Annotated in this window: 19 protein-coding genes; 11 read left to right on the top strand and 8 right to left on the bottom strand. The window is 67.7% G+C overall.

Translation table 11 applies throughout. The features are described from left to right. The first annotated feature begins 18 nt into the window (after positions 1-18). The 8 genes from EDC29_RS14315 to EDC29_RS14280 all read left to right on the top strand — a co-directional run bounded on the left by EDC29_RS14315 (position 19) and on the right by EDC29_RS14280 (position 6668). Complete coding sequence (locus tag EDC29_RS14315; protein WP_062276649.1) at positions 19-261, top strand: exodeoxyribonuclease VII small subunit; 243 nt, start codon at positions 19-21, stop codon at positions 259-261. Then, positions 254-1153: a (2E,6E)-farnesyl diphosphate synthase gene (gene ispA / locus EDC29_RS14310; protein ID WP_123139798.1), complete on the top strand. Its 900-nt coding sequence runs from the start codon at positions 254-256 to the stop codon at positions 1151-1153. The genes EDC29_RS14315 and ispA overlap by 8 nt, the downstream gene beginning before the upstream one ends. Positions 1154-1280: 127 nt before the next feature. Continuing rightward, entirely contained in the window at positions 1281-2129 is an 849-nt protein-coding gene (gene folE2, locus EDC29_RS14305; RefSeq protein WP_123139799.1) for a GTP cyclohydrolase FolE2, read from the top strand. A gap of 10 nt (positions 2130-2139) precedes the next feature. Then, complete coding sequence (locus tag EDC29_RS14300) at positions 2140-2862, top strand: alpha/beta fold hydrolase (RefSeq protein ID WP_123142541.1); 723 nt, start codon at positions 2140-2142, stop codon at positions 2860-2862. Then, positions 2859-4061 (top strand): Bcr/CflA family multidrug efflux MFS transporter, encoded by a 1203-nt coding sequence (locus EDC29_RS14295; protein WP_123139801.1) that lies wholly within the window; start codon positions 2859-2861, stop codon positions 4059-4061. The genes EDC29_RS14300 and EDC29_RS14295 overlap by 4 nt, the downstream gene beginning before the upstream one ends. Further along, on the top strand, positions 4058-4747 hold the full coding sequence (locus tag EDC29_RS14290) for a Crp/Fnr family transcriptional regulator (RefSeq protein ID WP_123139802.1): 690 nt from the start codon (positions 4058-4060) through the stop codon (positions 4745-4747). Before EDC29_RS14295 ends, EDC29_RS14290 begins: the two co-directional genes overlap by 4 nt. 244 nt (positions 4748-4991) lie before the next feature. Beyond that, on the top strand, positions 4992-5177 hold the full coding sequence (locus EDC29_RS14285) for a YgaP family membrane protein (protein WP_062276659.1): 186 nt from the start codon (positions 4992-4994) through the stop codon (positions 5175-5177). A 225-nt stretch (positions 5178-5402) separates the two neighbouring features. Next, the gene (locus EDC29_RS14280) at positions 5403-6668 is read left to right on the top strand and encodes a sensor domain-containing diguanylate cyclase (RefSeq protein WP_165913539.1); all 1266 of its coding nucleotides are present in this window, start codon (positions 5403-5405) and stop codon (positions 6666-6668) included. On the opposite strand, the gene EDC29_RS14275 is transcribed toward EDC29_RS14280, so the two are convergent. The 3 genes from EDC29_RS14275 to EDC29_RS14265 form a co-directional block, all read right to left on the bottom strand. Further along, on the bottom strand, positions 6665-7774 hold the full coding sequence (locus tag EDC29_RS14275; RefSeq protein WP_123139804.1) for an osmoprotectant NAGGN system M42 family peptidase: 1110 nt from the start codon (positions 7772-7774) through the stop codon (positions 6665-6667). The two genes, EDC29_RS14280 and EDC29_RS14275, sit on opposite strands and share 4 nt — an antisense overlap. Beyond that, the gene (ngg, locus tag EDC29_RS14270) at positions 7771-9519 is read right to left on the bottom strand and encodes an N-acetylglutaminylglutamine synthetase (RefSeq protein ID WP_123139805.1); all 1749 of its coding nucleotides are present in this window, start codon (positions 9517-9519) and stop codon (positions 7771-7773) included. The genes EDC29_RS14275 and ngg overlap by 4 nt, the downstream gene beginning before the upstream one ends. A 188-nt stretch (positions 9520-9707) precedes the next feature. Further along, positions 9708-11483, bottom strand: a complete 1776-nt coding sequence (locus tag EDC29_RS14265) for an N-acetylglutaminylglutamine amidotransferase (protein WP_123139806.1) — start codon at positions 11481-11483, stop codon at positions 9708-9710. A gap of 443 nt (positions 11484-11926) precedes the next feature. Here EDC29_RS14265 and folE point away from each other — a divergent pair, with 443 nt between their 5' ends. Continuing rightward, on the top strand, positions 11927-12565 hold the full coding sequence (gene folE / locus EDC29_RS14260) for a GTP cyclohydrolase I FolE (protein ID WP_123139807.1): 639 nt from the start codon (positions 11927-11929) through the stop codon (positions 12563-12565). A gap of 15 nt (positions 12566-12580) precedes the next feature. Here folE and EDC29_RS14255 read toward each other — a convergent pair whose 3' ends face one another. Next, the gene (locus tag EDC29_RS14255) at positions 12581-13204 is read right to left on the bottom strand and encodes a response regulator (RefSeq protein WP_243695653.1); all 624 of its coding nucleotides are present in this window, start codon (positions 13202-13204) and stop codon (positions 12581-12583) included. A 289-nt stretch (positions 13205-13493) separates the two neighbouring features. On the opposite strand from EDC29_RS14255, the gene EDC29_RS14250 reads away from it, so the two are divergent. Together EDC29_RS14250 and EDC29_RS14245 are read left to right on the top strand one after the other, a co-directional pair. Then, the gene (locus tag EDC29_RS14250) at positions 13494-14414 is read left to right on the top strand and encodes a PAS domain-containing protein (RefSeq protein ID WP_165913538.1); all 921 of its coding nucleotides are present in this window, start codon (positions 13494-13496) and stop codon (positions 14412-14414) included. A gap of 148 nt (positions 14415-14562) precedes the next feature. Beyond that, a complete protein-coding gene (locus EDC29_RS14245) occupies positions 14563-16014 on the top strand; it encodes a sensor histidine kinase (RefSeq protein ID WP_132230423.1) in 1452 nt (483 codons plus the stop codon). A gap of 73 nt (positions 16015-16087) precedes the next feature. Here the strand turns inward: EDC29_RS14245 and ilvC are convergent, their stop codons facing one another. The 4 genes from ilvC to EDC29_RS14225 form a co-directional block, all read right to left on the bottom strand. Next, positions 16088-17104: a ketol-acid reductoisomerase gene (gene ilvC, locus EDC29_RS14240; protein WP_025275104.1), complete on the bottom strand. Its 1017-nt coding sequence runs from the start codon at positions 17102-17104 to the stop codon at positions 16088-16090. A 106-nt stretch (positions 17105-17210) separates the two neighbouring features. Next, a complete protein-coding gene (gene ilvN, locus EDC29_RS14235) occupies positions 17211-17702 on the bottom strand; it encodes an acetolactate synthase small subunit (RefSeq protein ID WP_005220234.1) in 492 nt (163 codons plus the stop codon). 31 nt (positions 17703-17733) lie between these two features. Continuing rightward, positions 17734-19497 (bottom strand): acetolactate synthase 3 large subunit, encoded by a 1764-nt coding sequence (locus tag EDC29_RS14230; protein ID WP_123139811.1) that lies wholly within the window; start codon positions 19495-19497, stop codon positions 17734-17736. Between the two features lie 207 nt (positions 19498-19704). Beyond that, entirely contained in the window at positions 19705-20745 is a 1041-nt protein-coding gene (locus EDC29_RS14225) for a PilZ domain-containing protein (RefSeq protein WP_123139812.1), read from the bottom strand. Between the last annotated feature and the right edge of the window lie 201 nt (positions 20746-20946).

Below are 20946 nucleotides of genomic sequence, written 5' to 3'. Positions count from 1 at the left end.
AACACCGGTTCAAACCCGATGACGAAAGCCCCCGAGCACTCCCCGCCAACCTTCGAACAGGCACTCGCCGAACTGGAGTCGATCGTCGACGCCCTCGAGCAGGATGAGATGACGCTCGAGCAGTCGCTCGACGCCTTCGAGCGCGGCATCGGCCTCACCCGCACCTGTCAGCAGGCACTGGAGACGGCAGAGCAACGGGTGCGCATCCTCACCGACGCTCGGCCGGACGCCGAGCCAGAAGCCTTCGACACCCATGACTGAGACCAATCTGGACGCCTTCCGCTCGCGCTACCAGGCGCGCGTCGAGAACACGCTCGAGCAACTGCTGCCGAGCACCAGCGTGGAGCCGGCTCGCCTGCACGAGGCCCTGCGCTATACCGTGCTCGGTGGCGGCAAGCGCATCCGCCCGCTGCTGACCTATGCCGCCGGCGAGGCGCTCGCCATCGACCCCGAACTGCTCGACCGGCCGGCCTGCGCGGTGGAGCTGATCCACGCCTACTCGCTGATCCACGACGACCTCCCGGCAATGGACGACGACGACCTGCGTCGCGGCCAGCCGACCTGTCACCGCGCCTACGACGAGGCCACCGCGATCCTCGCCGGCGACGCCCTGCAGACGATCGCCTTCCAGGCCCTGGCCGAGGCCCCGGGGCTCTCCGCCGAGAGTCGGGTGGGCATGGTCACCGCGCTGGCGCGCGCCAGCGGCTCGCGCGGCATGGTCGGCGGTCAGGCGCTCGACCTCGCCGCCGAGGGCGAGGGGACCCAACTCGACGTCGCCATGCTCGAGCACATCCATATCCACAAGACCGGCGCGCTGATCCGCGCCTCGGTACAGATGGCCCTGCTCGCCCGCAGCGACGCCACCGACGACCAGCGCGAGCGGCTCGACCGCTATGCCAAGTGCATCGGTCTGGCCTTCCAGATCCAGGACGACGTGCTCGACGTCGAGGGCGACACCGCGCTCATCGGCAAGACCGCCGGACGCGACCAGGTGCTCGAAAAGGCCACCTATCCGTCGCTGGTCGGGCTCGCCCAGGCCAAGGCGATGGCGCGCGAGCTGACCGACGAGGCACTCTCGGCGATCAGCATCTTCGGCGAGCGCGCCGCTGCGCTCACCGCCATCGCCGAGGGGCTGAGCACCCGCCGCAGCTGAGAACCCCGTCACCGCCCGGGGCCGACCCGGGCGACTGTCGACACCAGACCCATTGTCTTGTCGCCGCAACACCCCCAGGGTTTGCGGCGATATCTCTTTTCCGCCGATCCGTCGAGGAAGCGAACCCATGGAGCATGTGCTCGAGTCCAACCGTTGCAACGCGACCGCCGATATCGCTGACGTCCAGGGGAGCGCCGACACCCGTCGCATCGCCATCGACAAGGTCGGCATCAAGGACATCCGCCACCCGGTGCGGGTGCGCGACCGCAGCGGCAATGAGCAGCATACGGTGGCGACCTTCAACATGTACGTCTACCTGCCGCACGATTTCAAGGGCACGCACATGTCGCGCTTCGTGCAGGTACTCAACAACCATGAGGAAGAGATCGGCGTCGCCTCCTTCAAGGACATGCTCGCCGAGATGTCGACCCGGCTCGAGTCCGAGGCCGGCCACATCGAGATGCGCTTCCCCTTCTTCATGCGCAAGCAGGCCCCCGTCTCCGGGGTGCAGAGCCTGCTCGACTACGAGGTGACGCTGATCGGCGAGATCCGTCACGGCGAGCCGGCGCTGCAGGTCAAGGTGGTGATCCCGGTCACCAGCCTGTGCCCCTGCTCGAAGAAGATCTCGGCCTACGGCGCGCACAACCAGCGCTCGCACGTCACCCTGCAGGTGCGCATGCGCGACTTCATCTGGATCGAGGAGCTGATCGAGATGGTCGAGTCGGAGGCCTCCTCCGAGCTGTTCGGCCTGCTCAAGCGCCCCGACGAGAAGTACGTCACCGAGCACGCCTACGACAACCCCAAGTTCGTCGAGGACATGGTGCGCGATGTTGCCAAGCGGCTCAACGAGGACGATCGCATCCTCTACTACGTGGTCGAGGCGGAGAACTTCGAGTCGATCCATAACCACTCGGCCTACGCCCTGATCGAGCGCGACAAGGAGGCCGAGGCCCGCACCGCCGAGGCCTCGCTCTGACCATCCCGGCGTGAGCGCACCGCGTCGCCTGCTGCTGCACGGTTTCACCGGCACCGCCGCCGACTGGGCGACGCGCTGCGCGCACGACCCCGAGGCGCTGGCCATCGACCTCCCCGGTCACGGCGCCGCCCCGCCCCCACGGGGCGACTTCGCGAGCACCATCGCCGCGCTGCTCGCCCAGCTACCGCCCTCGATCGACGAGCTGATCGGCTACTCGCTCGGCGGCCGGGTCGCACTCGGCCTGCTGCAGGGCGCGCCCGAGCGCTTCCGGCGCGCCACCCTGATCTCCGCCCATCCCGGACTCACCGACCCGGCCGCGCGCGCGCGCCGTCGCGCGGCCGACCGACGCTGGATCGAGCTGCTGCGCACACAGGGCATCGGCGCCTTCGTCGACGCCTGGGAGCAACTGCCGCTGTTCGCCACCCAGACCCGCGCCGCCCCCGCCGCACTCACCCGCCAGCGCGCCCAACGTCTCGCCCAGGACCCCGAGGGCCTGGCCGCCGCGCTCGCCGTGCTCGGGCTCGGCGAGATGCCGCCGACCTGGCGCACCCTCGCCCGTCACCCCGGTCGAGTGCGCTGGATCGTCGGCGCCGACGATGCCAAGTTCCTCGGACTGGCGCGCCGGGTGGCGATGCTGCGCCCGAGGCTCCAGCTCCACGTCATCCCCGGCGCCGGGCACAACCCGCTGATCGAGGCCCCGGCGCGGCTCGACGCATTGCTCGACCCACGATGAACCGCGCCATCGCCCCGACCAGCCCCGCGCTCATTCTGCCCCTGGCGCTGCTCGCGGCGCTGACCCCCTTCGCCATCGACATGTATCTGCCCGGCCTGCCCGAGATCGCCCGCGCGCTCGACGGGCCGATCGAGCTGGCGCAGCTCAGCGTGGCCATCTATCTCGGTGTCTTCGCCCTCGCCCAGCTGGTCATCGGCCCGCTCTCCGACGTGCTCGGCCGACGCCTGACCATCAGCGCCGGGCTGGGGCTGTTCATGACCGCCGCGCTCGGCTGCGCCCTGGCGCCGAGCCTGCCGGTGCTGATCGGCGCGCGTGCCATCCAAGCCCTCGGCGGCGCCGCGGTGGCGGTCACGGTGCCGGCGCTGGTGCGCGATCTCTACGACAAGGAGGACTATGCCCGCGTCATGGCGCTGATCATGCTGGTGATGTCCTTCGCGCCGCTGGTCGCCCCCACCCTGGGCGCACTGGTGATCGGGCTCGGCGGCTGGCGCGCGGTGTTCATCGCGCTGCTGGCGATCGGTGCGGTGGCGCTGGCGCTGTTTCTCGCGCTCATCCCCGAGACCCTGCACCACCAGCACCGTCATCGTCTCGACCTCGGCCACATCCTGCGCAACTATCTGCGCCTGTTCGGCCACCGCGCCGCGCTCGCCTATCTGCTCGCCGGCGCCAGCAGCTTCTCCGGGATGATGGTGTTCATCGTCGCCTCGCCCTATGTCTATATCGAGTACTACGGGCTCGGCGCCGGCCAGTTCGGGCTGGTGTTCGCCGCCAACGTCGCCCTGACCATGGTGACGGCCACGCTCAACGCCCGACTGATCCCCCGTCTCGGCGCCGACCGTCTGCTCGCCATCGGTCTCGCCACCCAGGCGACGGTGGCGTTCATGGCCTTGGGGCTGGCGCTCCACGGCGCACCGCCGATCTGGTTGCTGGCACCGACCACCGCGCTCTATCTGGGGATGATGGGACTGGTGCTGGGCAACGCCACCGCCGGCTTCATGAGCTTCTTCCCGCGTCTGGCCGGGACCGCCTCGGCGCTCGCCGGTGCCGCGCGCTTCGGCGCCGGCGCCGCGGTGGCCACGTTGATCAGTCTGGTCCACGACGCCAGCCCGACGCCGCTGCTGCTGGGCATGGCCGGCAGCGGACTGGCGGCACTGTTGTTGTTCCATCTCGTCCGTCCGCGCCACGACGCCCCGTCATGATCCAGGACCCCCAGCAACGGGCTCGACTGCTCGAACACTTCGCCTTCCTGCGCACCGCCGAGCGCGATTTCCGCGAGGCCTTCTTCGACCGCGCCGTCACCGCGCGGCTGCCGGCCGGACACATCATCTGTCACGACGGCGGCAGCTGTGCACAGCTGGCGCTGGCGCTGGCGGGCACGGCGCGGATCTACAAGCTCGGCGAGAACGGTCGCGAGGTCACCCTGTATCGCATCGGGCCGGGCGAGAGCTGCGTGGTCACCGCCGCCTGCATCCTCAGCGCGCGGCCCTTCCCCGCCTTCGCGGTGTGCGAGACGGCGATCGAGGCGGTGGTCGTCGGCGCCGCCGATGTCCGACGCTGGATGGCCGCATCGGCGCCCTGGCGCGAGTTCGTCTTCGGGCTGGTCGCCGAGCGCCTCGGCGAGGTCTTCGGGGTGCTCGACGCGATCCTCTTCAAGCCGCTCGACCAGCGCCTCGCGGCCTTGCTGCTGCATCGCTGGCAGGCCGCGGGACGACCGGCGATGCTGCACACTACCCATCAGGCGCTGGCCGTCGAACTCGGCAGCTCGCGCGAGGTGATCACCCGACTGCTCGGTGAACTCGAGGGCCGCGGCGCGCTGCGTACCGGGCGCGGACGCATCGAGCTGCTCGACCCCGGTCTGCTCGGGGCGCGCGACACGATCGACTGAGGACAGCGGTCTGGACCGCCAGCCGGCAAAACGCGCACAAGTCATGATGACCTGGGTTTGCTCGACGCCGACACGCCAGGACAGGCGCCCCATGGCTCGAGCCCGACCCACGCCTGGGGCGCCGCCTCGACAAGGCCGAGCGACTGCTCGCCACGCCTCTGGCGCTGCTGGGTGACATAGTCACAGAGTGGCGCAGCGCTACGCGTTAACCTCTCGACCATCAACCCATCGACGAGGTAACGACATGACCAAGAACATCGGCTCCACCGACCGCAACATCCGTCTGGCCATCGGCGCAGTACTGCTGCTCTGGGGCCTGATCGCCCAGAACTGGCTCGGCGCCATCGGTCTGGTGCCGCTGGCCACCGCACTGATCGGCTGGTGCCCGGCCTATGTGCCCTTCGGCATCAACACCGCCGCCAAGGACTGATCGTCCGCGACCATATCGGATCGGGGTCACGGCATCAGGCGCCGGTTGGTGCACCTGACCCCGATCTCACGTATCCTTTAGCAGCCAACCCGATCGCACACGATCGGCGGACGCCACGGGAGACGCGAAGGCACCGGCCAGCGCCGGCATCAGGATAGGCATCTCCCCCCATCCTCGAACCTGGACGCCCGGCCGGACAGCGCCATGCGTCCGAACCGCCCCGTCATGGCCGCACACGACCTACCGAACGGCGACCTCCCCTCCGATGAACTGCTCGCGGTGCTCAACGAGGCCCTGACCAGCGTCATCATCACCAGCGCCGAACTCGACGACGACCACCCCAAGATCCTCTACGTCAACAAGGCCTTCGAGCGCATGACCGGCTATACGCGCGCGGAGCTGATCGGGCGCACACCGCGCATCCTCCAGGGCGAGCGCACCGAGCGCGCGGTCCTCGACCGGCTGCGCCGCAACCTCGAACGGGGCGAGGAGTTTGCCGGCCAGACCGTCAACTATCGCAAGGACGGCACGCCTTACTGGGTCTCCTGGAACATCACCCCGATCCGCAACCCCGACGGCAGCATCCGCTACTTCTTCTCCAACCAGAAGGACGTCACCGAGGAGGTGCGGCTGCGTCAGGCGCTCGAGCGCGAGCGCGCGCTGCTCGCCCAGATCATCGATTGCAACCCGGCGATGATCGGGATCAGCGACGGCCAGCGACTCAGACAGGCCAATGCGGCACTGCGCGAGTATTTCGGCATCCACGACATGGCCGCCTTCCAGCGCGAACGCGGCTGTATCTGTCACTACTTCAAGACGCTCAACGGCCGCCCCTTCACCCCCTCTCCGGCCTGGATCGAGGAGTCGGCGGCGCGCGGACCGGTCAAGCTCCAGGTGGAGTGTCGCGGACGACGCGGCTATCTGCTCGCCGAGTGCCGACGGTTGCCGGATGTCGGTGGTTTCGTGCTCACCCTGCACGACATCACCGACGCCGAACTGGCGCATTGTCGCGCGCTGGAGCAGGCCGAACGCGACCCCTTGACCGGACTGCTCAACCGCCGCGGACTCGACCGGGCGATGGCGCGCACCCGCGGTCGGGCCTGTGAGTACGCGACCGTGTTCATCGATCTCGATCACTTCAAGCGGATCAACGACGAACTCGGGCACGATCGCGGCGATGCGGTACTCCAGGCCGTCGCCAGGGTACTGTGTCAGCACACCCGCAAGAGCGACCTGTGTGCGCGTTGGGGGGGCGAGGAGTTCCTGCTGGTGCTGCCCTACAGCAACCTGAGAGACGGCGAGCGCACCGCCGAGAAGCTACGCCGGGCGATCGCGCGCGAGTCGGCCGTGCCCACCACCGCCAGTCTCGGGGTCAGTCTGGGCCGTCCCGGCGAGCCGCTCGACCAGACACTGGCGCGCGCCGACCAGGCGGTCTATCGCGCCAAGCACAGCGGGCGTAATCGCGTGGCCTGTCTGGCGCCCGAGGACTAGCCCGGCTGGGTCGGGAAGCCGGCGCGCGGCCCCATCTCGTAGCGGTCGCGACTGAACAGCGGCGGTGCCTGCATGTAGACCCCGACCAACCGCGCCAGCGATTCCAGGGCATCGAGATGGATGCGCTCGTAGCCGTGCGAGGCATCGACGCCGAAGGTCACCAGCGCGGTGCGCACGTCGTTGCCGGCCTCGAGCGCGGCGGCGCTGTCGGAGCGGTAGTAGCGGAAGACATCGCGCTGATGGGGGATGGTGAACTCCTGGCAGAGCTGGATGACGCGATGGGTGAGGTGGTAGTCGAAGGGACCGCTCTGGTCGGCCATCGCGATGGTCACCCCGAACTCGCTCGAGTTCTGTCCCGGCGCGGTGGTGCCGTTGTCGATGGTGAGCATCTCGGCGACGTCCTGATGCAACGCCGCCGAGGCGCCGGAGCCGACCTCCTCGGAGATGGTGAACAGCGGATGGCAGTCGACGGGCAGGTCGGGGCGCTCGCGCTGCACCGCCTCGATGGTCGCCAGCAGCACCGCGGCACCGGCCTTGTCGTCGAGATGACGGGCGTTGATGAAGCCGGTGTCGGTGATCTCCGGGCAGGTGTCGATGGCGAGGAAGTCACCGACGTGCACCCCCAGGCGCAACAGCCCGTGCAGGTCAGAGACCCGTGTGTCGATGCGAAACTCGACGTGATCCCAGCCCCCGGGCTGATCGTCGATCTCGGGACCGAAGGTGTGTCCCGAGGCCTTCATCGGCAGGATGGTTCCGCGCAGCTGGCCGGTGTCGGTGAACAGGGTTGCGCGCGCGCCCTCGGCGAAGCGCGCGTTCCAGTGCCCCACCGGCACCAGCTGCAAGCGGCCGTTCTCCTTGAGTCCCTTGACCATGGCACCGAGGGTATCGATGTGGGCGACCACGGCGCGGTCGGGCTGCGACACCCGCCCTTCCAGGGTGGCGCGGATCGCCCCGCGCCGGGTCAGCTCGAAGGGCACGCCGAGGCGCTCGAGCTCTTCGCACACCAGATGAACCACCCGATCGGTATAGCCCGAGGGACTCGGGGTGAACAACAGCTTCAGCAGGATATCGACCAGATAATTCGAATCGATGGCGGGTAGCTTCAAGGGAACTCCTCCCGGGTCGCGGTCTGCGGGAACAACAGGTCGACGAAGCGCTCGGCGGTCGGCTGCGGCTCGTGGTTGGCCAGCCCCGGACGCTCGTTGGCCTCGATGATCACATACTCGGGCTCGGAAACCGAGGGCACGATGAAGTCGAGCCCGGTCACCGGGATCTCGAGCGCGCGCGCCGCGGCCTCGGCGGCCTCGGCGAGCGCCGGGTGCAGCTCGGCGGTGACATCGTGGATGGTCCCGCCGGTATGCAGGTTGGCGGTCTTGCGCACCTGCAGCATCTGCCCCTCGGGCAGGATGTGCTCGAGCACGAAGCCGGCCTCGCGCACGCAGCGCGAGGTCTCCTCGTCCATCGGGATGTTGCTCTCGCCGCCGGTGGCGGCGCGCCGGCGGCGGCTCTGCGCCTGGATCAGGTCGCGGATACTGTGGCGCCCGGTGCCGACGACGTGCGCCGGACGGCGGATGGCGGCGGCCACCACCTGGTAGTCGATGACGATGATGCGCAGGTCGTGGCCCTGCACGTACTCCTCGAGGATCACCGTCTCGCAGACCCGACGCGCCGCGCCGATCGCCAGCTCCAGCGACTTGGCGTCGCGCACATCGACGCTGATCCCCGCCCCCTGCTCGCCGCGCGCGGGCTTCACCACCAGGCTGCCGAGCCGCGAGAGCAGCGCTTCGGCCTGATCGAGCGCCTGGAAGCGGGCCTGTTCGGGCACCCGCAGCCCGGCATGGCGCAACAGCCGGTGGGTGACCGCCTTGTCGTCGCAGCGGCTCATCGCCACCGCACTGGTCATCTCGCTGAGACTCTCGCGACACACCACCCGACGACCGCCGAGGGTCAGCGCGAAGTAGCCCGCCTCGGCATCGATCACCTCGACCCCGATGCCGCGACGCCGCGCCTCCTTGACGATGATGGTGGCATAGGGGTTGAGATCGGCCTCGGGCTGACGTCCCATGAACAATGGCTCGTTGAAGGCGTTCTTGTTCTTGACCGCGAACGCCGGGATGCGGCCGAAGCCGAGCTTCTGGTAGAGACGAATGGCGTTGCTATTGTCGTGGATCACCGAGAGATCGAGGAAGGCGCGACCACGCGCCAGATAATACTCGATGACCTGACGCACCAGCGTCTCGCCGATCCCCGGATAGGGGGCCTGGGCGTCGACGGCGAGCGCCCACAGGCTGGCACCGTTCTCGGGATCGTCGAAGGCTGCGGCATGGTCGACACCGTTGACCACGCCGAGCAGCGAGCCGTCCTGCTCGTCCTCCGCGACCCAGTAGGTCAGCACCTTGGAGGTGCGGTTCGCCCAGACGAAGTCCGCCCCCGGCGGCACCATGCCGCGACTGATATAGAGCCGCTGGATCGCCTCGGCGTCGGCACGGCAGTTGACCAGGCGGATATGGAACCCCTTGGGGCGGCGCTGGCAGGACTGGTAGCGCTCGAACCACAGCCGGAAGGTGTGCGAGGGGTCGAGGAAGAGGTCCTGCGGCGCCTGCGCCAGCACCACGTGCGGCTCATTGAGATAGAGCGCCACGTCGCGGGTACCGGGGCGCTCCTGCTGGAGCGCGCGCGCGATCTCGGCCGGGTCGCTGAAGGTCTGCCCGAACAACAGCCTGCCCCAGCCGCAGTCGACGCTGGCCGACTGCCCCAGGGTCTGATCGGTCCGTGGTCGGCGGTCCCAGTTCTTGACCGATGGGGCACGGCTGCGCTCGAGACGGTGATGGATGCGCTCTTTCATGGTCATGCTGGCTGTCCTGTCTGCGTCACTGGCATGGATCGGATGACGTCGCTCGGGCGCCAGGGCGAAGTCCGACCGGACGCATCCGACCGAACCCCAGGCCAAGCGCTCGCAGCCGCCGCGAGGCGGGTGCGAGCGCATGATTCAACGCATGCCGGGCGGCCCGGCAGGTCGTTCCCTGACGCCGCCCGCGCTCAGATCCCGTGTTCCTGCAACCACAGCTCGAGCAGCGCCACCTGCCACAGCTTCGAGCCGCGCAGCGGGGTGATGTGCTCGTCGGGCGCGGCCAGCAGGTGCTCGACATAGTCCGCGCGGAACAGCCCGCGCTCGCGGGCACGCTGCGAGCGCACCAGGTCGGTCACCGTCTCCAGCACCTCCCCGCGCAGATACTTCAGCGCGGGCACCGGGAAATAACCCTTGGGACGATCGATCACCTCGCTGGGGATGATCTTGCGTCCGATCGCCTTGAGCACACCCTTGCCGTCATCGGTGAGCTTGTGCTCGCCGGGCATCCGCGCCGCCAGCTCGACCAGTTCGTGATCGAGGAAGGGCACGCGCGCCTCCAGCCCCCAGGCCATGGTCATGTTGTCGACCCGCTTGACCGGGTCGTCGACCAGCATGATCTGCTGATCGAGTCGCAACGCCTTGTCGAGCGCGTCGCTGGCGCCGGCGCCGGCGAAGTGCGCGGCGATGAAGGCGCGGCTGTGGTCGGCGCCGTGGAAGCGCGGATCGACCGCCTCGCAGAACTCGGCATGGCTACGATCGCAGAAGGCGCGGGCATAGTCACCGACCGGGTCGCTGCTGCCGACCATCGGCGGGTACCAGTGATAACCGGCGAAGACCTCATCGGCCCCCTGCCCGCTCTGCACCACCTTGACGTGCTTGGCCACCTCCTGCGAGAGCAGGTAGAAGCCGATGACATCATGGCTGACCATCGGCTCGGACATCGCCCGCACGCAGTTGGGCAGCTCCGGGAGCAGCCGCGCGGCCGAATCGACACGGATCTTGTGATGGGTGGTGCCGTAGTGACGGGCGATGATGTCGGAGTACTGGAACTCATCGCCGGCCTCGCCGCCGACCGACTCGAAGCCAACCGAGAAGGTGTTGAGTCCGCGCTGGCCGTGCTCGGCGAGCAGACCGACGATCAGGCTCGAGTCGAGTCCGCCGGAGAGCAGCACACCGACGTCGACGTCGGCCACCAGGCGGCGCTCGACGGCGGTGCGCAGCGCCGCGAGGACGCGCTCCTGCCAGTCCTCGTAACCGAGTCCGCGCTCCTCGGCCAACGGCTCGAAGCTCGGCGACCAGTAGCAGCGATCGCGCTGACGGCCATCGGGCTCGACGACGCGGATGGTCGCCGGCGCGAGCTTGCGCACCCCGGCGAGCATGGTGTGCGGCGCCGGCACCACCGAGTGGAAGTGCATGTAGTGGTGCAGCGCCACCGGATCGATCTCGGTGTCGACGCCGCCGCCGGCGAGCAGCGCCGGCAGGGTCGAGGCAAAGCGTAGCCCGCCGGCGACCTCGGCGAGATAGAGCGGTTTGATGCCGAGACGATCGCGCGCCAGGGTCAACCGCCCGCTGTCGCGCTCGGCGATGGCGAAGGCGAACATGCCGTGGAAGCGCTCGACACAGGCATCGCCCCAGGCATGAAAGGCCTTGAGCACCACCTCGGTATCGCCCTCGGAGAAGAAGCGATAGCCCTTGGACTCGAGCGCACCGCGCAGCTCGCGATAGTTGTAGATGCATCCGTTGAAGGCGATCGACAGCCCCAGCTCGCTGTCGACCATCGGCTGCGCGGCATGATTGCTCAGATCGATGATCGACAACCGGCGATGGGCGAGCGCCACCCGACCCTGTTGCCAGACCCCATGACCGTCGGGGCCCCGCGGGGTCATGGCCGCATTCATGGCACTCAGGGCGTCGAGGTTCGCCGGGAGGTCGTCGAAGCGGATCTCACCGCAGAAACCACACATAGTCAGGTTCTCCTAGGGATTGGGCGAAGACATCCACGGCAGCCGACCGGGGTCGGACTCGAAACGAGAGGACGGCCAATCCACGAGGGGTGGCTCGCAACGACCAGGGGGGAAGTAGACACATGACCGCTGACTGTCAACGGCTCGTGACCCCGGAACGGACCGCACCGCAACAGGCGCAGGAGGCGAGGAGACTGGCTGGACCGATCGGCTGAGCACTCATGGCCTTTCGTCCGCAGATCTTTGGATTTTGAGAAGAAACGGACCGTTATGTTAACCGACACCGGATCGTGTTTCCACAAACGCCCCGTGTATGACCCTTACGCGCACCGCCAGACTATTCCGTTCTCCCCCCTCGACCCCCATTGTCCGATCTGAAGCGGGCGCGCCTCAGGCCTCCGTCCGCCCATATCTTCTATATCAGCAATGGACCAGGCATCCAGATGGCAGAACAAGCGAGAGCCCCGAAGATCGTCACCCACAGTCACTACGCCACCAGCTTCGAGGCCGAGTCGGAGGCGGAGGTCTATGACCCGCGCAAGGAGGGGCTGGTGCGCGAGATGCTCGACGCGCTCGGCGAGGACGCCGAGCGCGAAGGCCTCAAGCGTACCCCGCTGCGCGTGGCCAAGGCGCTCGACTTCCTCACCAGCGGCTACCAGATGTCGGCCGAGGAGATCATCAAGAAGGCGCTGTTCGAGGAGGACGCCAAGGAGATGGTGATCGTGCGCGACATCGAGTTCTATTCGATGTGCGAACATCACATGCTGCCCTTCTTCGGCCATGCCCACGTCGGCTACCTGCCCAACGGCAAGGTGGTGGGACTGAGCAAGATCGCCCGCGTCGTCGATGTCTTCGCGCGCCGGTTGCAGGTGCAGGAGCGTCTGACCAACCAGGTGGCGGATGCCTTGATGGAGCATCTCGGCGCCCATGGCGTGGCGGTGGTGATGGAGGCCAGTCACACCTGCATGATGATGCGCGGGGTCCAGAAGCAGCGCAGCACCACGGTGTCGAGCGCAATGCGCGGCGCCTTCGAGAGCGACCCGCGCACCCGCGCCGAGTTCATGTCCTTCGTGCGCGGCTGATTCAGCCCCTTTCGATCAACCCTGCTCGAGCTGCCACTGCACCGCGTAACGCATCAGTTCGGCAGCCGAGGACAGCTGCAGCTTGCGCTTGATCTTCTCGCGATGGGTTTCGATGGTCTTGACGCTGAGGTGCAGCCGCTCGGCCATACGGCCATTCGACACCCCCTCGCCGATGAGGATGAACACCTGCAGCTCGCGGTCGGTGAGCAGTTCGACCGGGGACTGTGCCGGCACACGCTTCTGCGCGAATCCCTCGACGAAGCGCTGCTGCATGTCGGCGCTGAGATAGATGCGCCCGGCCAGGGTCTGGCGGACCGCGGCGATCACCTCGTCGATGCCCTTGTGCTTGTTGATGTAGCCAAGCGCCCCGGCACCGATGGCACGCTCGGCGAACAACGCCTCCTCGTGCACCGAGCAGACCAGGATGCGGATCTCCGCATCATGGGTTCTGAGCCGCTTGATCAGCTCCAGACCGTTGCCGTCCTCGAGCGAAAGATCGACGACGGTCAGGTTCGGGGTGAGGTCGCGCACCAACTGCAACCCCTCGCGTAGCGTCTCGGCCTCGCCACAGACCTCCAGATCCGGTTCGGCGGCGATCAGACTCGCCAGACCGGCCCGAACCAGCGGATGGTCATCCACGATCAGAATGCGTTTTACAGGCTCGTTCACTTGGAGATACGCCACCGATCAAGACACGTTGCGTGAGGATCGCCCCTGACAGGGGGAACTCGATCGAGATGATCCCCTGATGCCGGCATCAGGGGATCCCTGATCTTAGCGCCATCGTTGCACTGGGACAATGAAGCTCGACTTCATCGGTCCGTCCAGCCCCGGCACACGGCCTGGCACGGCGGACGACCGCAGTCTGGCGCCAACCCGCGCCAGGCGGAGATCAACGTCCACACGTGCAGCAAAACACCATTCGAAGATGAACTCGCCCGACTTCCATTTCGATCAGCATCCAGGGCAAGTCGGCACGCCGCCCTACACCACCGTGCTGCATGCCTCCGGTCCCACGCCCCATCATGCGCCCAGGATCCCGAACACCACGCCCGAGGTGCTCGTCTGCATCGACGCGCAGGAGCAGATCGTGATCTGCGATCATGGCGTCGAGCCCCTGTTCGGCCACTCGCCCGAGGCGCTGCGCGGCAACTCCTGGAAGCACCTGGTCGCGCACCAGAGTCAGCAGCGTCTCAGCGACCTGCTGCAGCAGGTCGACACCAGCCCGCACCCCGACGGCATCGACCTGGGCCAGGCCGGGCTGCTCGGCCAGCATCAGGACGGCGCGCTCTTCCCTCTCGACGGTCGCATCCTGCCGGCGCGCAGTGGTGCCAGCGGCGGCTATACCCTGGTCCTGCGTCCGGCGCCGCGTCGTGACGATGGCCGCGACCACTGCCCCGAGGTCGAGCGCCCACACCTCATCGACCAGCTCGATCGCGCGCTGCAACAGCACCGCCGACTCAACCGCTCCTGCGCGCTGTTGGTGATCGACATCGCCCTGGGCAGACACCACGCCAACCCGGCGCACACCGAGACGATGATGCAGGCCTGCATCCAGCGGCTGCAGCACGGGCGTCGCCGTCAGGACCGCCTGGCCCGGTTCGGCGCCAGCCGGCTGGCACTGCTGCTGAGCGAGATCACCGGTGTGGACAAGGTCGAGCGCGTGGTCGAGCGCCTGCGCACCACCCTGTCCCAACCCGTCGAGTCCGCCGGCGGCCAGCACCGACCCAGCCCGCGCATCGGCTTCGCCTGCTATCCCGAGGACGCAATCTGTCCGGCGACACTGCTCGACCACGGCGAGCGTAGCTGTACCGAGCGACATCGCCCACCGACCATCCTGGTCAGCTGAGCCGACGCCCTCCCGTCGGCGATCGCCTTTTGACCGCGCTTCTTCTATCCTAACCGCTCCACGCGTCCTGTCATCGCGCGTTCATCCAAGATGCGATGACGGGGCAACGACGCGCCCCGGGGCGTCTGCCGTTTCCAGGAGAACGATCGTGCGCGCGCTGTTGTTCCTGGCGCTGAGTTACATCCCGCTTTGGATCCTGCTGCAGCAGGTACCGGGCTGGCCCGTTGCATCGCTCTGCGCACCGGAGGCCGCCCTGACCCTGGCTGCGGTGATGCTCGGCGGCCTGCAGGCCCTCCTGCTCCCCATCACCGCCACTCTGATCTACGCCCTGACCGCCTGGCCAGAAGAGGCCGCCACCCGCCAGCTGGCTACGGCACTGCTGCCCCTGCCCCTCTATGGCCTGCTCGGGCACTATCTGGCGCGCCGGCGGTTGATGCTCGAACCCTCGCTCAATGCCTTGCTGGCGATTGCCGCCACGGCGCTGGCCGCCATCGCCGCACAGAGCCTGATCCAGCCCGACACCCTGACCGCCGAACCCGGCCAGGGCGGGGCCATCTTCGTCTCCCTGCTGGTCACCGCCGCCCTGCTCTCGTTGCGTCAACACCCTGAACACCATCCCACGCCACCACCGCCGGCACAGGATACGGCCCGCACCACCCTCGGGCTGGCGCTGCTGCTGGCGTTGTTGAGCGCGCCGTTGAGCGATCACGGCATCGCCGCGCTGCTGCCACTCCTCGTCCTGCTCGCACTGCCGCTGGCGGCCGCCTTCGGCCTCGCACTGGGCCCACGAGCGGCGCTGGCGATGCTGTGCGGACTCGAGCTGCTCGCGCTGGTGCTGGCCGGCGCGCTCGGCTCACCGACGCTGACCCCGCTCTATCAGGCAGTGCTGGTACTGATCGGCGGCGCGTTGCCGCTGGCGATCAACCAGCTGCGGTTGCAGGTCGAGACGACCACGGCGAGGATCGGCCTGGCTCGGCACTTCGACGAGGAGCGGGTGGCGTACGGGCGCACCGCCCACCGACTCGCCCGCACCCTGCACGACGACCCGATGCAGCTGCTCACCGCGGCCGCACTCACCACCCAACGTCTCGCGCGCGACAGCGACGATGCCTCACGCGAGACACTGCGGCGTGTCCACCAGCTGATCGATCACGCGATCGACTCGATGCGCGGCGTCTGCGCCCGACTCAGCCCCCCACTGCTGCACGAGTTCGGTCTCGCCGAGGCCTTGACCCGCGAGGTACGGTCCAGCGCCAGCGGCGGCGAACCGCCACTGCTCGAACTCGATGCCGGACCACCGGTGGTCGCTGGGGCAACCCGCATCCTGCTCTTCGACAGCCTGCAGGCGCTGCTCGAGCACTATCCGCTGGCACGGATCCGCTTCACCACGAGGGCGGACGAGGGGTTGTCGATCATCCTCGACATCGCCGCCCCCGGCAGCGCAGCCGACCTGCCGCGCACCACGCTCGGCCAGATGCTCGAGCTGCGGTTGCAGGCACTCGGCGGAGAGCTGCGGCTGGCAGCGGATGGCATGAAGATCAGGATGGAGGTGCCACCACGAGCCTTGCTCGCGGATGCGCTGGACGAACGTCCGGGATGAGGGGCCGCCCGCGCCCTGACGGGCACGGACGCGAGCGGGACCGACCAGGATGGCCGGCCCCGACGGGGGGCGATCAGTTGCGGGTCTTGTCGACCAGCTTCTGCTCGCGGATCCAGGGCATCATCTCGCGCAGACGCTCGCCCACTTCCTCGATCTGGTGCTCGGCGCCGATGCGACGCAGGGCCTTGAGCGAGGAGGCACCGGCCTGGTTCTCGAGGATGAACTCCTTGGCGAACTGACCCGACTGGATCTCCTCGAGCACACGCTTCATCTCGGCCTTGGACTCGGCGTTGACGACGCGCGGACCACGGGTGAGGTCACCGTACTCGGCGGTGTTGGAGATCGAGTAGCGCATGTTGGCGATGCCGCCCTCGTAGATCAGGTCGACGATCAGCTTGACCTCGTGGAGGCACTCGAAGTAGGCCATCTCGGGGGCGTAGCCGGCCTCGACCAGGGTCTCGAAACCGTTCTGGATCAGCGACACCAGACCGCCGCAGAGCACCGCCTGCTCACCGAAGAGGTCGGTCTCGCACTCCTCGCGGAAGCTGGTCTCGATGATGCCGGCACGGCCACCGCCGTTGGCCGAGGCATAGGCCATGGCGATGTCGCGGGCCTGACCGGTGGCGTCCTGGTAGACGGCGATCAGGCTCGGCACGCCGCCGCCCTGGGTGTAGGTCGAGCGCACCAGGTGACCGGGGCCCTTGGGCGCGATCATGATGACGTCGAGGTCCTCGCGCGGCTCGATCTGGCCGAAGTGGACGTTGAAGCCGTGGGCGAAGGCGAGCGCCGCACCCTGCTTGATGTTGGGGGCGATCTGGTCGCGGTAGAGCGCGCCCTGGTGTTCATCGGGGGCGAGCACCATCACCACGTCGGCGCCGGCAACGGCTTCCTCGATCGACTTCACCGCCAGACCGGCGTTGGCCGCCTTGACCGCCGAGGCCGAACCCTCGCGCAGACCGACGGTGACCGAGACGCCGGAGTCCTTGAGGTTGTTGGCATGGGCATGGCCCTGCGAGCCATAGCCGATGATGGCGACCTGCTTGCCCTGGATGAGGGACAGATCGGCGTCTTTGTCGTAGTAAACGTTGATGCTCATGGGTGTGGATCCTATCGGATGGTGATATCCGCGCGGCGACGGATATGGAAGCGGAAGGCGTCCGGGCGATACCGCCCGGACGCCACATGGATACCGAAGGCTAGATGGTCAGACCCTTCTCGCCACGGGAGATCCCGGTCGGCCCGGAGCGCACGACCTCGATGATCAGCTCCTCGGCGACGGTATCGATGAAGGCGTCGAGCTTGTGGGTCGCCCCGGTCAGTTCGATGACATAGCTGGTGTCGGTGACATCAATGATCTTGGCGCGGAAGATGTCGACCAGACGCTTGAGCTCCTCGCGGTCGCGCCGCTCGGCGCGCACCTTGACCAACATCATCTCACGCTCGATGTGCGGGCCTTCGCAGAGATCGAGCAGCTTGACGGTGTCGACGAGCTTGTTGAGCTGCTTCTTGATCTGCTCGACGATGTCGTCGTTGCCGGTGGTCACCAGCGTCATGCGCGAGAGCGTGGGGTCGTCGGTCGGGGCGACGGTCAGGGATTCGATGTTGTAGCCACGGGCCGAGAACAGTCCGGCGACACGCGACAGCGCGCCCGCCTCGTTCTCCAGCAACACGGCGATGATGTGTCTCATGTGATCTTCTCGTCTTGTGTCGGCGCGGCGCTCAGGCCAGTTCTCGATCGGACAGACTCGGCGAGAGCTGCATCTCGTGCTGGCCCTTGCCGGCGGCGATCATCGGATAGACGTTCTCCGTGGGATCGACCACCACGTCGAGGAACACGAACCTGTCGGTCATCGCGAACGCCTCCTGCATCGCCGACTCCAACTCCTCCGGGCGCTCCACGCGCATGCCGACATGGCCGAAGCTCTCGGCGAGCTTGACGAAGTCGGGCACCGCGTCGACATAGGAGTGCGCGTAACGGCCGTCGTAGAAGAACTCCTGCCACTGGCGCACCATGCCCATGTAGCCGTTGTTGAGCAGGATCACCTTGATCGGCAGCCCGTACTGCATGCAGGTGGCCAGCTCCTGGATGCACATCAGGATGCTCGCCTCACCCGAGACGCAGGCGACCTGGGCATCGGGATGACCGAGCTGGACGCCGATGGCCGCCGGCAGGCCGAAGCCCATGGTGCCGAGCCCGCCGGAGTTGATCCAGCGCCGCGGCTTGTCGAAACCGTAGAACTGAGCCGCGAACATCTGATGCTGACCGACATCGGAGGTCAGATAGAGATCACCCTTGGTGACCTTGTGCAGGGTCTCGATGGCGAACTGCGGCTTGATCGTGCTGCTGGTGCGATCGTACTGGAGGCAGTCGAGCGCACGCCACTGTGCGATCTGCTCCCACCAGGCGGCGAGCGCCGTATCGGTGCCCGAGACCGCCGGCTGCTCGCGATAGAGCCGCAGCATCTCCTCGAGCACCTTGCCGACCTGACCGACGATGGGCACGTCGACCTTGACGTTCTTGGAGATCGAGGAGGGGTCGACGTCGACATGGATGATCTTGGCGTTCGGGCAGAAGTGCTCGATCTTGCCGGTGACGCGATCGTCGAAGCGCGCACCGATGGCGATCAGCACATCGGTCTCGTGCATCGCCATGTTCGCCTCGTAGGTCCCGTGCATGCCGAGCATGCCGAGGAACTGACGATCGCTCGTCGGATAGGCACCCAGCCCCATCAGCGTGCTGGTGATCGGGAAGCCCGACTCGCGCACCAGCTCGGTGAGTTGCCCCGAGGCCTCGCCGAGCACCACCCCGCCGCCGGTGTAGAACACCGGTCGCTTGGCCGCGCGCATCAGCTCCACGGCGCGGCGGATCTGCCCCGAATGGCCCTTCTCGATCGGGCTGTAGGAGCGCATCCGCACCTCGCGCGGATACGCATAGGGCACCTTGATGCCGGGGTCGGTGACATCCTTGGGGATATCGACCACCACCGGCCCGGGCCGCCCCGAGGTCGCGATATAGAAGGCCTTGCGGATGGTCAGCGCCAGCTCGTTGACATCCTTGACGAGGAAGTTGTGCTTGACGCAGGGCCGGGTGATGCCGACGGTGTCGACTTCCTGGAAGGCATCGCTGCCGATCACCGGGGTCGGCACCTGGCCGGTGAGCACCACCATCGGGATCGAGTCCATATAGGCGGTGGCGATACCGGTGACCACATTGGTCGCGCCCGGCCCCGAGGTGACGAGACAGACGCCGCACTTGCCGGTGGCGCGGGAATAGCCATCGGCGGCATGGGCCGCGGCCTGTTCATGACGCACCAGGATGTGACGCAGCGCGCCGTGACGGAAGAGTGCATCGTAGATGTGCAGGACGGCACCGCCGGGATAGCCGAATACGCACTCGACGCCCTCGTCGGCCAGCGCCTGGACGACGATCTCGCCGCCACTCAACAGCGGTCCAGACGGCCCCTCGGCCGCGTCCGCGCCCATCTCATCCGGCTCCACTGACAGTGTCACCTCTACGACCTCCGATCACCCACCTTGATACTGCGACACTCGACGGAGCGCGTACGCGCCCCGCGACCGGAAGCGGCCGGGCGGCACGGATCCGGGGCCGATACCAGGGAACAGGTGAAATTGGTTGAAAAGGGATCGAAATTACAGGCATACCGAACGGGGGTCAAGCCAGGCCGGGATTCAGGTCACCCGCCCGCCGCGCAGCGGGTTGTCGCGCACGCTCGGCACCCCATAGGCCTGATCGTGGACATCCTGGAGCAGTCCCAGCTCCTCCCAGGCGTCCTCGGGCCAGCCACCGGGCTCGGCATGCTCCCCGATGATCAGATCCTGGAAACGCAGATCGAAGGCCTCGGGGTCGCCCCAGACCAGCGCCAGATAGTTGAGCGCATCGGGGTAGCGCATCTCGAGCGTCGAGCCGCCATCGCTCGAGGGCGGCAGGACCTCGCTGGGGCTTGCCAGATGCGCGCCACGCAGCCAGTCCGGCGCCTCGGCATAGCTCGACGTCGCGGCCTTCCAGTCGCTCGGCAGCTGCTCGAGGAGCAGCTCGACGAGTTTCTTGAGCATCGGACGCGGATGCTCGATCGCGAACCGCAGCGAATAGAGCGCCGGCCAGTTGCCATCGGCCGCGCGGGCCGCCGTCACCTCGCGCACCCGCGCGCGCAGCCGCAACGAGGGCAGATCGCCATCGCCACGAATCACCAGGCGGATGCTCTGATCCACCGCATAGGCCTCGAAGGCGCTCAGCGTCACCTCGCCGCTGACGACCTGCTTGAGGGTGTGGCGCATGTCGCTGGCATCGGCCATGGTGATGTTGAGCTCGCGCACCAGCGCCGGCCCGTCGACGCCATCGCGGGGACAGAGCATGTTGAGCAGCTTCTCGAGCCGGGCCTGGCTGCGCGGCGACAGACTCTGGAAGCGGACGGCGACCTGGTAGCGTCCGTCGGCGAGACGCTGAGCGCGGGCGAGTTCGGCCTCGGCGGTGATCTGGCCGCCACCGGTCCAGGGCAGCAGCAGCGTCAGCGGCCCGGCCTCGCGGGTCGGCAGCTGGCCACCGAGCGACTTGCCGCTGACGATGAATCGCGCACCGCCCCAGGAGAGATCCTGATTCAGTGCCGAGACGGGCTGGTCACGCCCCGGCAGCCTGACCTTGATGGGGATCTCGGCACTGATGCGTGCCTGGGTGCGGCGCTCGTGGAAACTGGACTCTGCGTGTTTGCTCATCGGGGGGATCTGGCTGCGTCGGTGCACGACCTTCGACAAGGACCGCGCATCATGATTATCCGTTCAATTATAGATTGCACGTCCTGTGCGGAACGCGTTCGGCTCGACACAATGACCAAGGTGCCAGCCGGAGGCAAGCAATCGCAGACAATCGCCCGGCAACCCAGCGCCCCGTTGTGCTCGTCACCGTTGCACCCTAAA

Origin of the sequence: Marichromatium gracile, from assembly GCF_004343155.1 — a bacterium.
In the GTDB taxonomy this organism is placed as follows: domain Bacteria; phylum Pseudomonadota; class Gammaproteobacteria; order Chromatiales; family Chromatiaceae; genus Marichromatium; species Marichromatium gracile.
The sequence above is the reverse complement of the archived record's forward strand: the minus strand, read 5'-3'. Positions and strand labels throughout refer to the sequence as shown.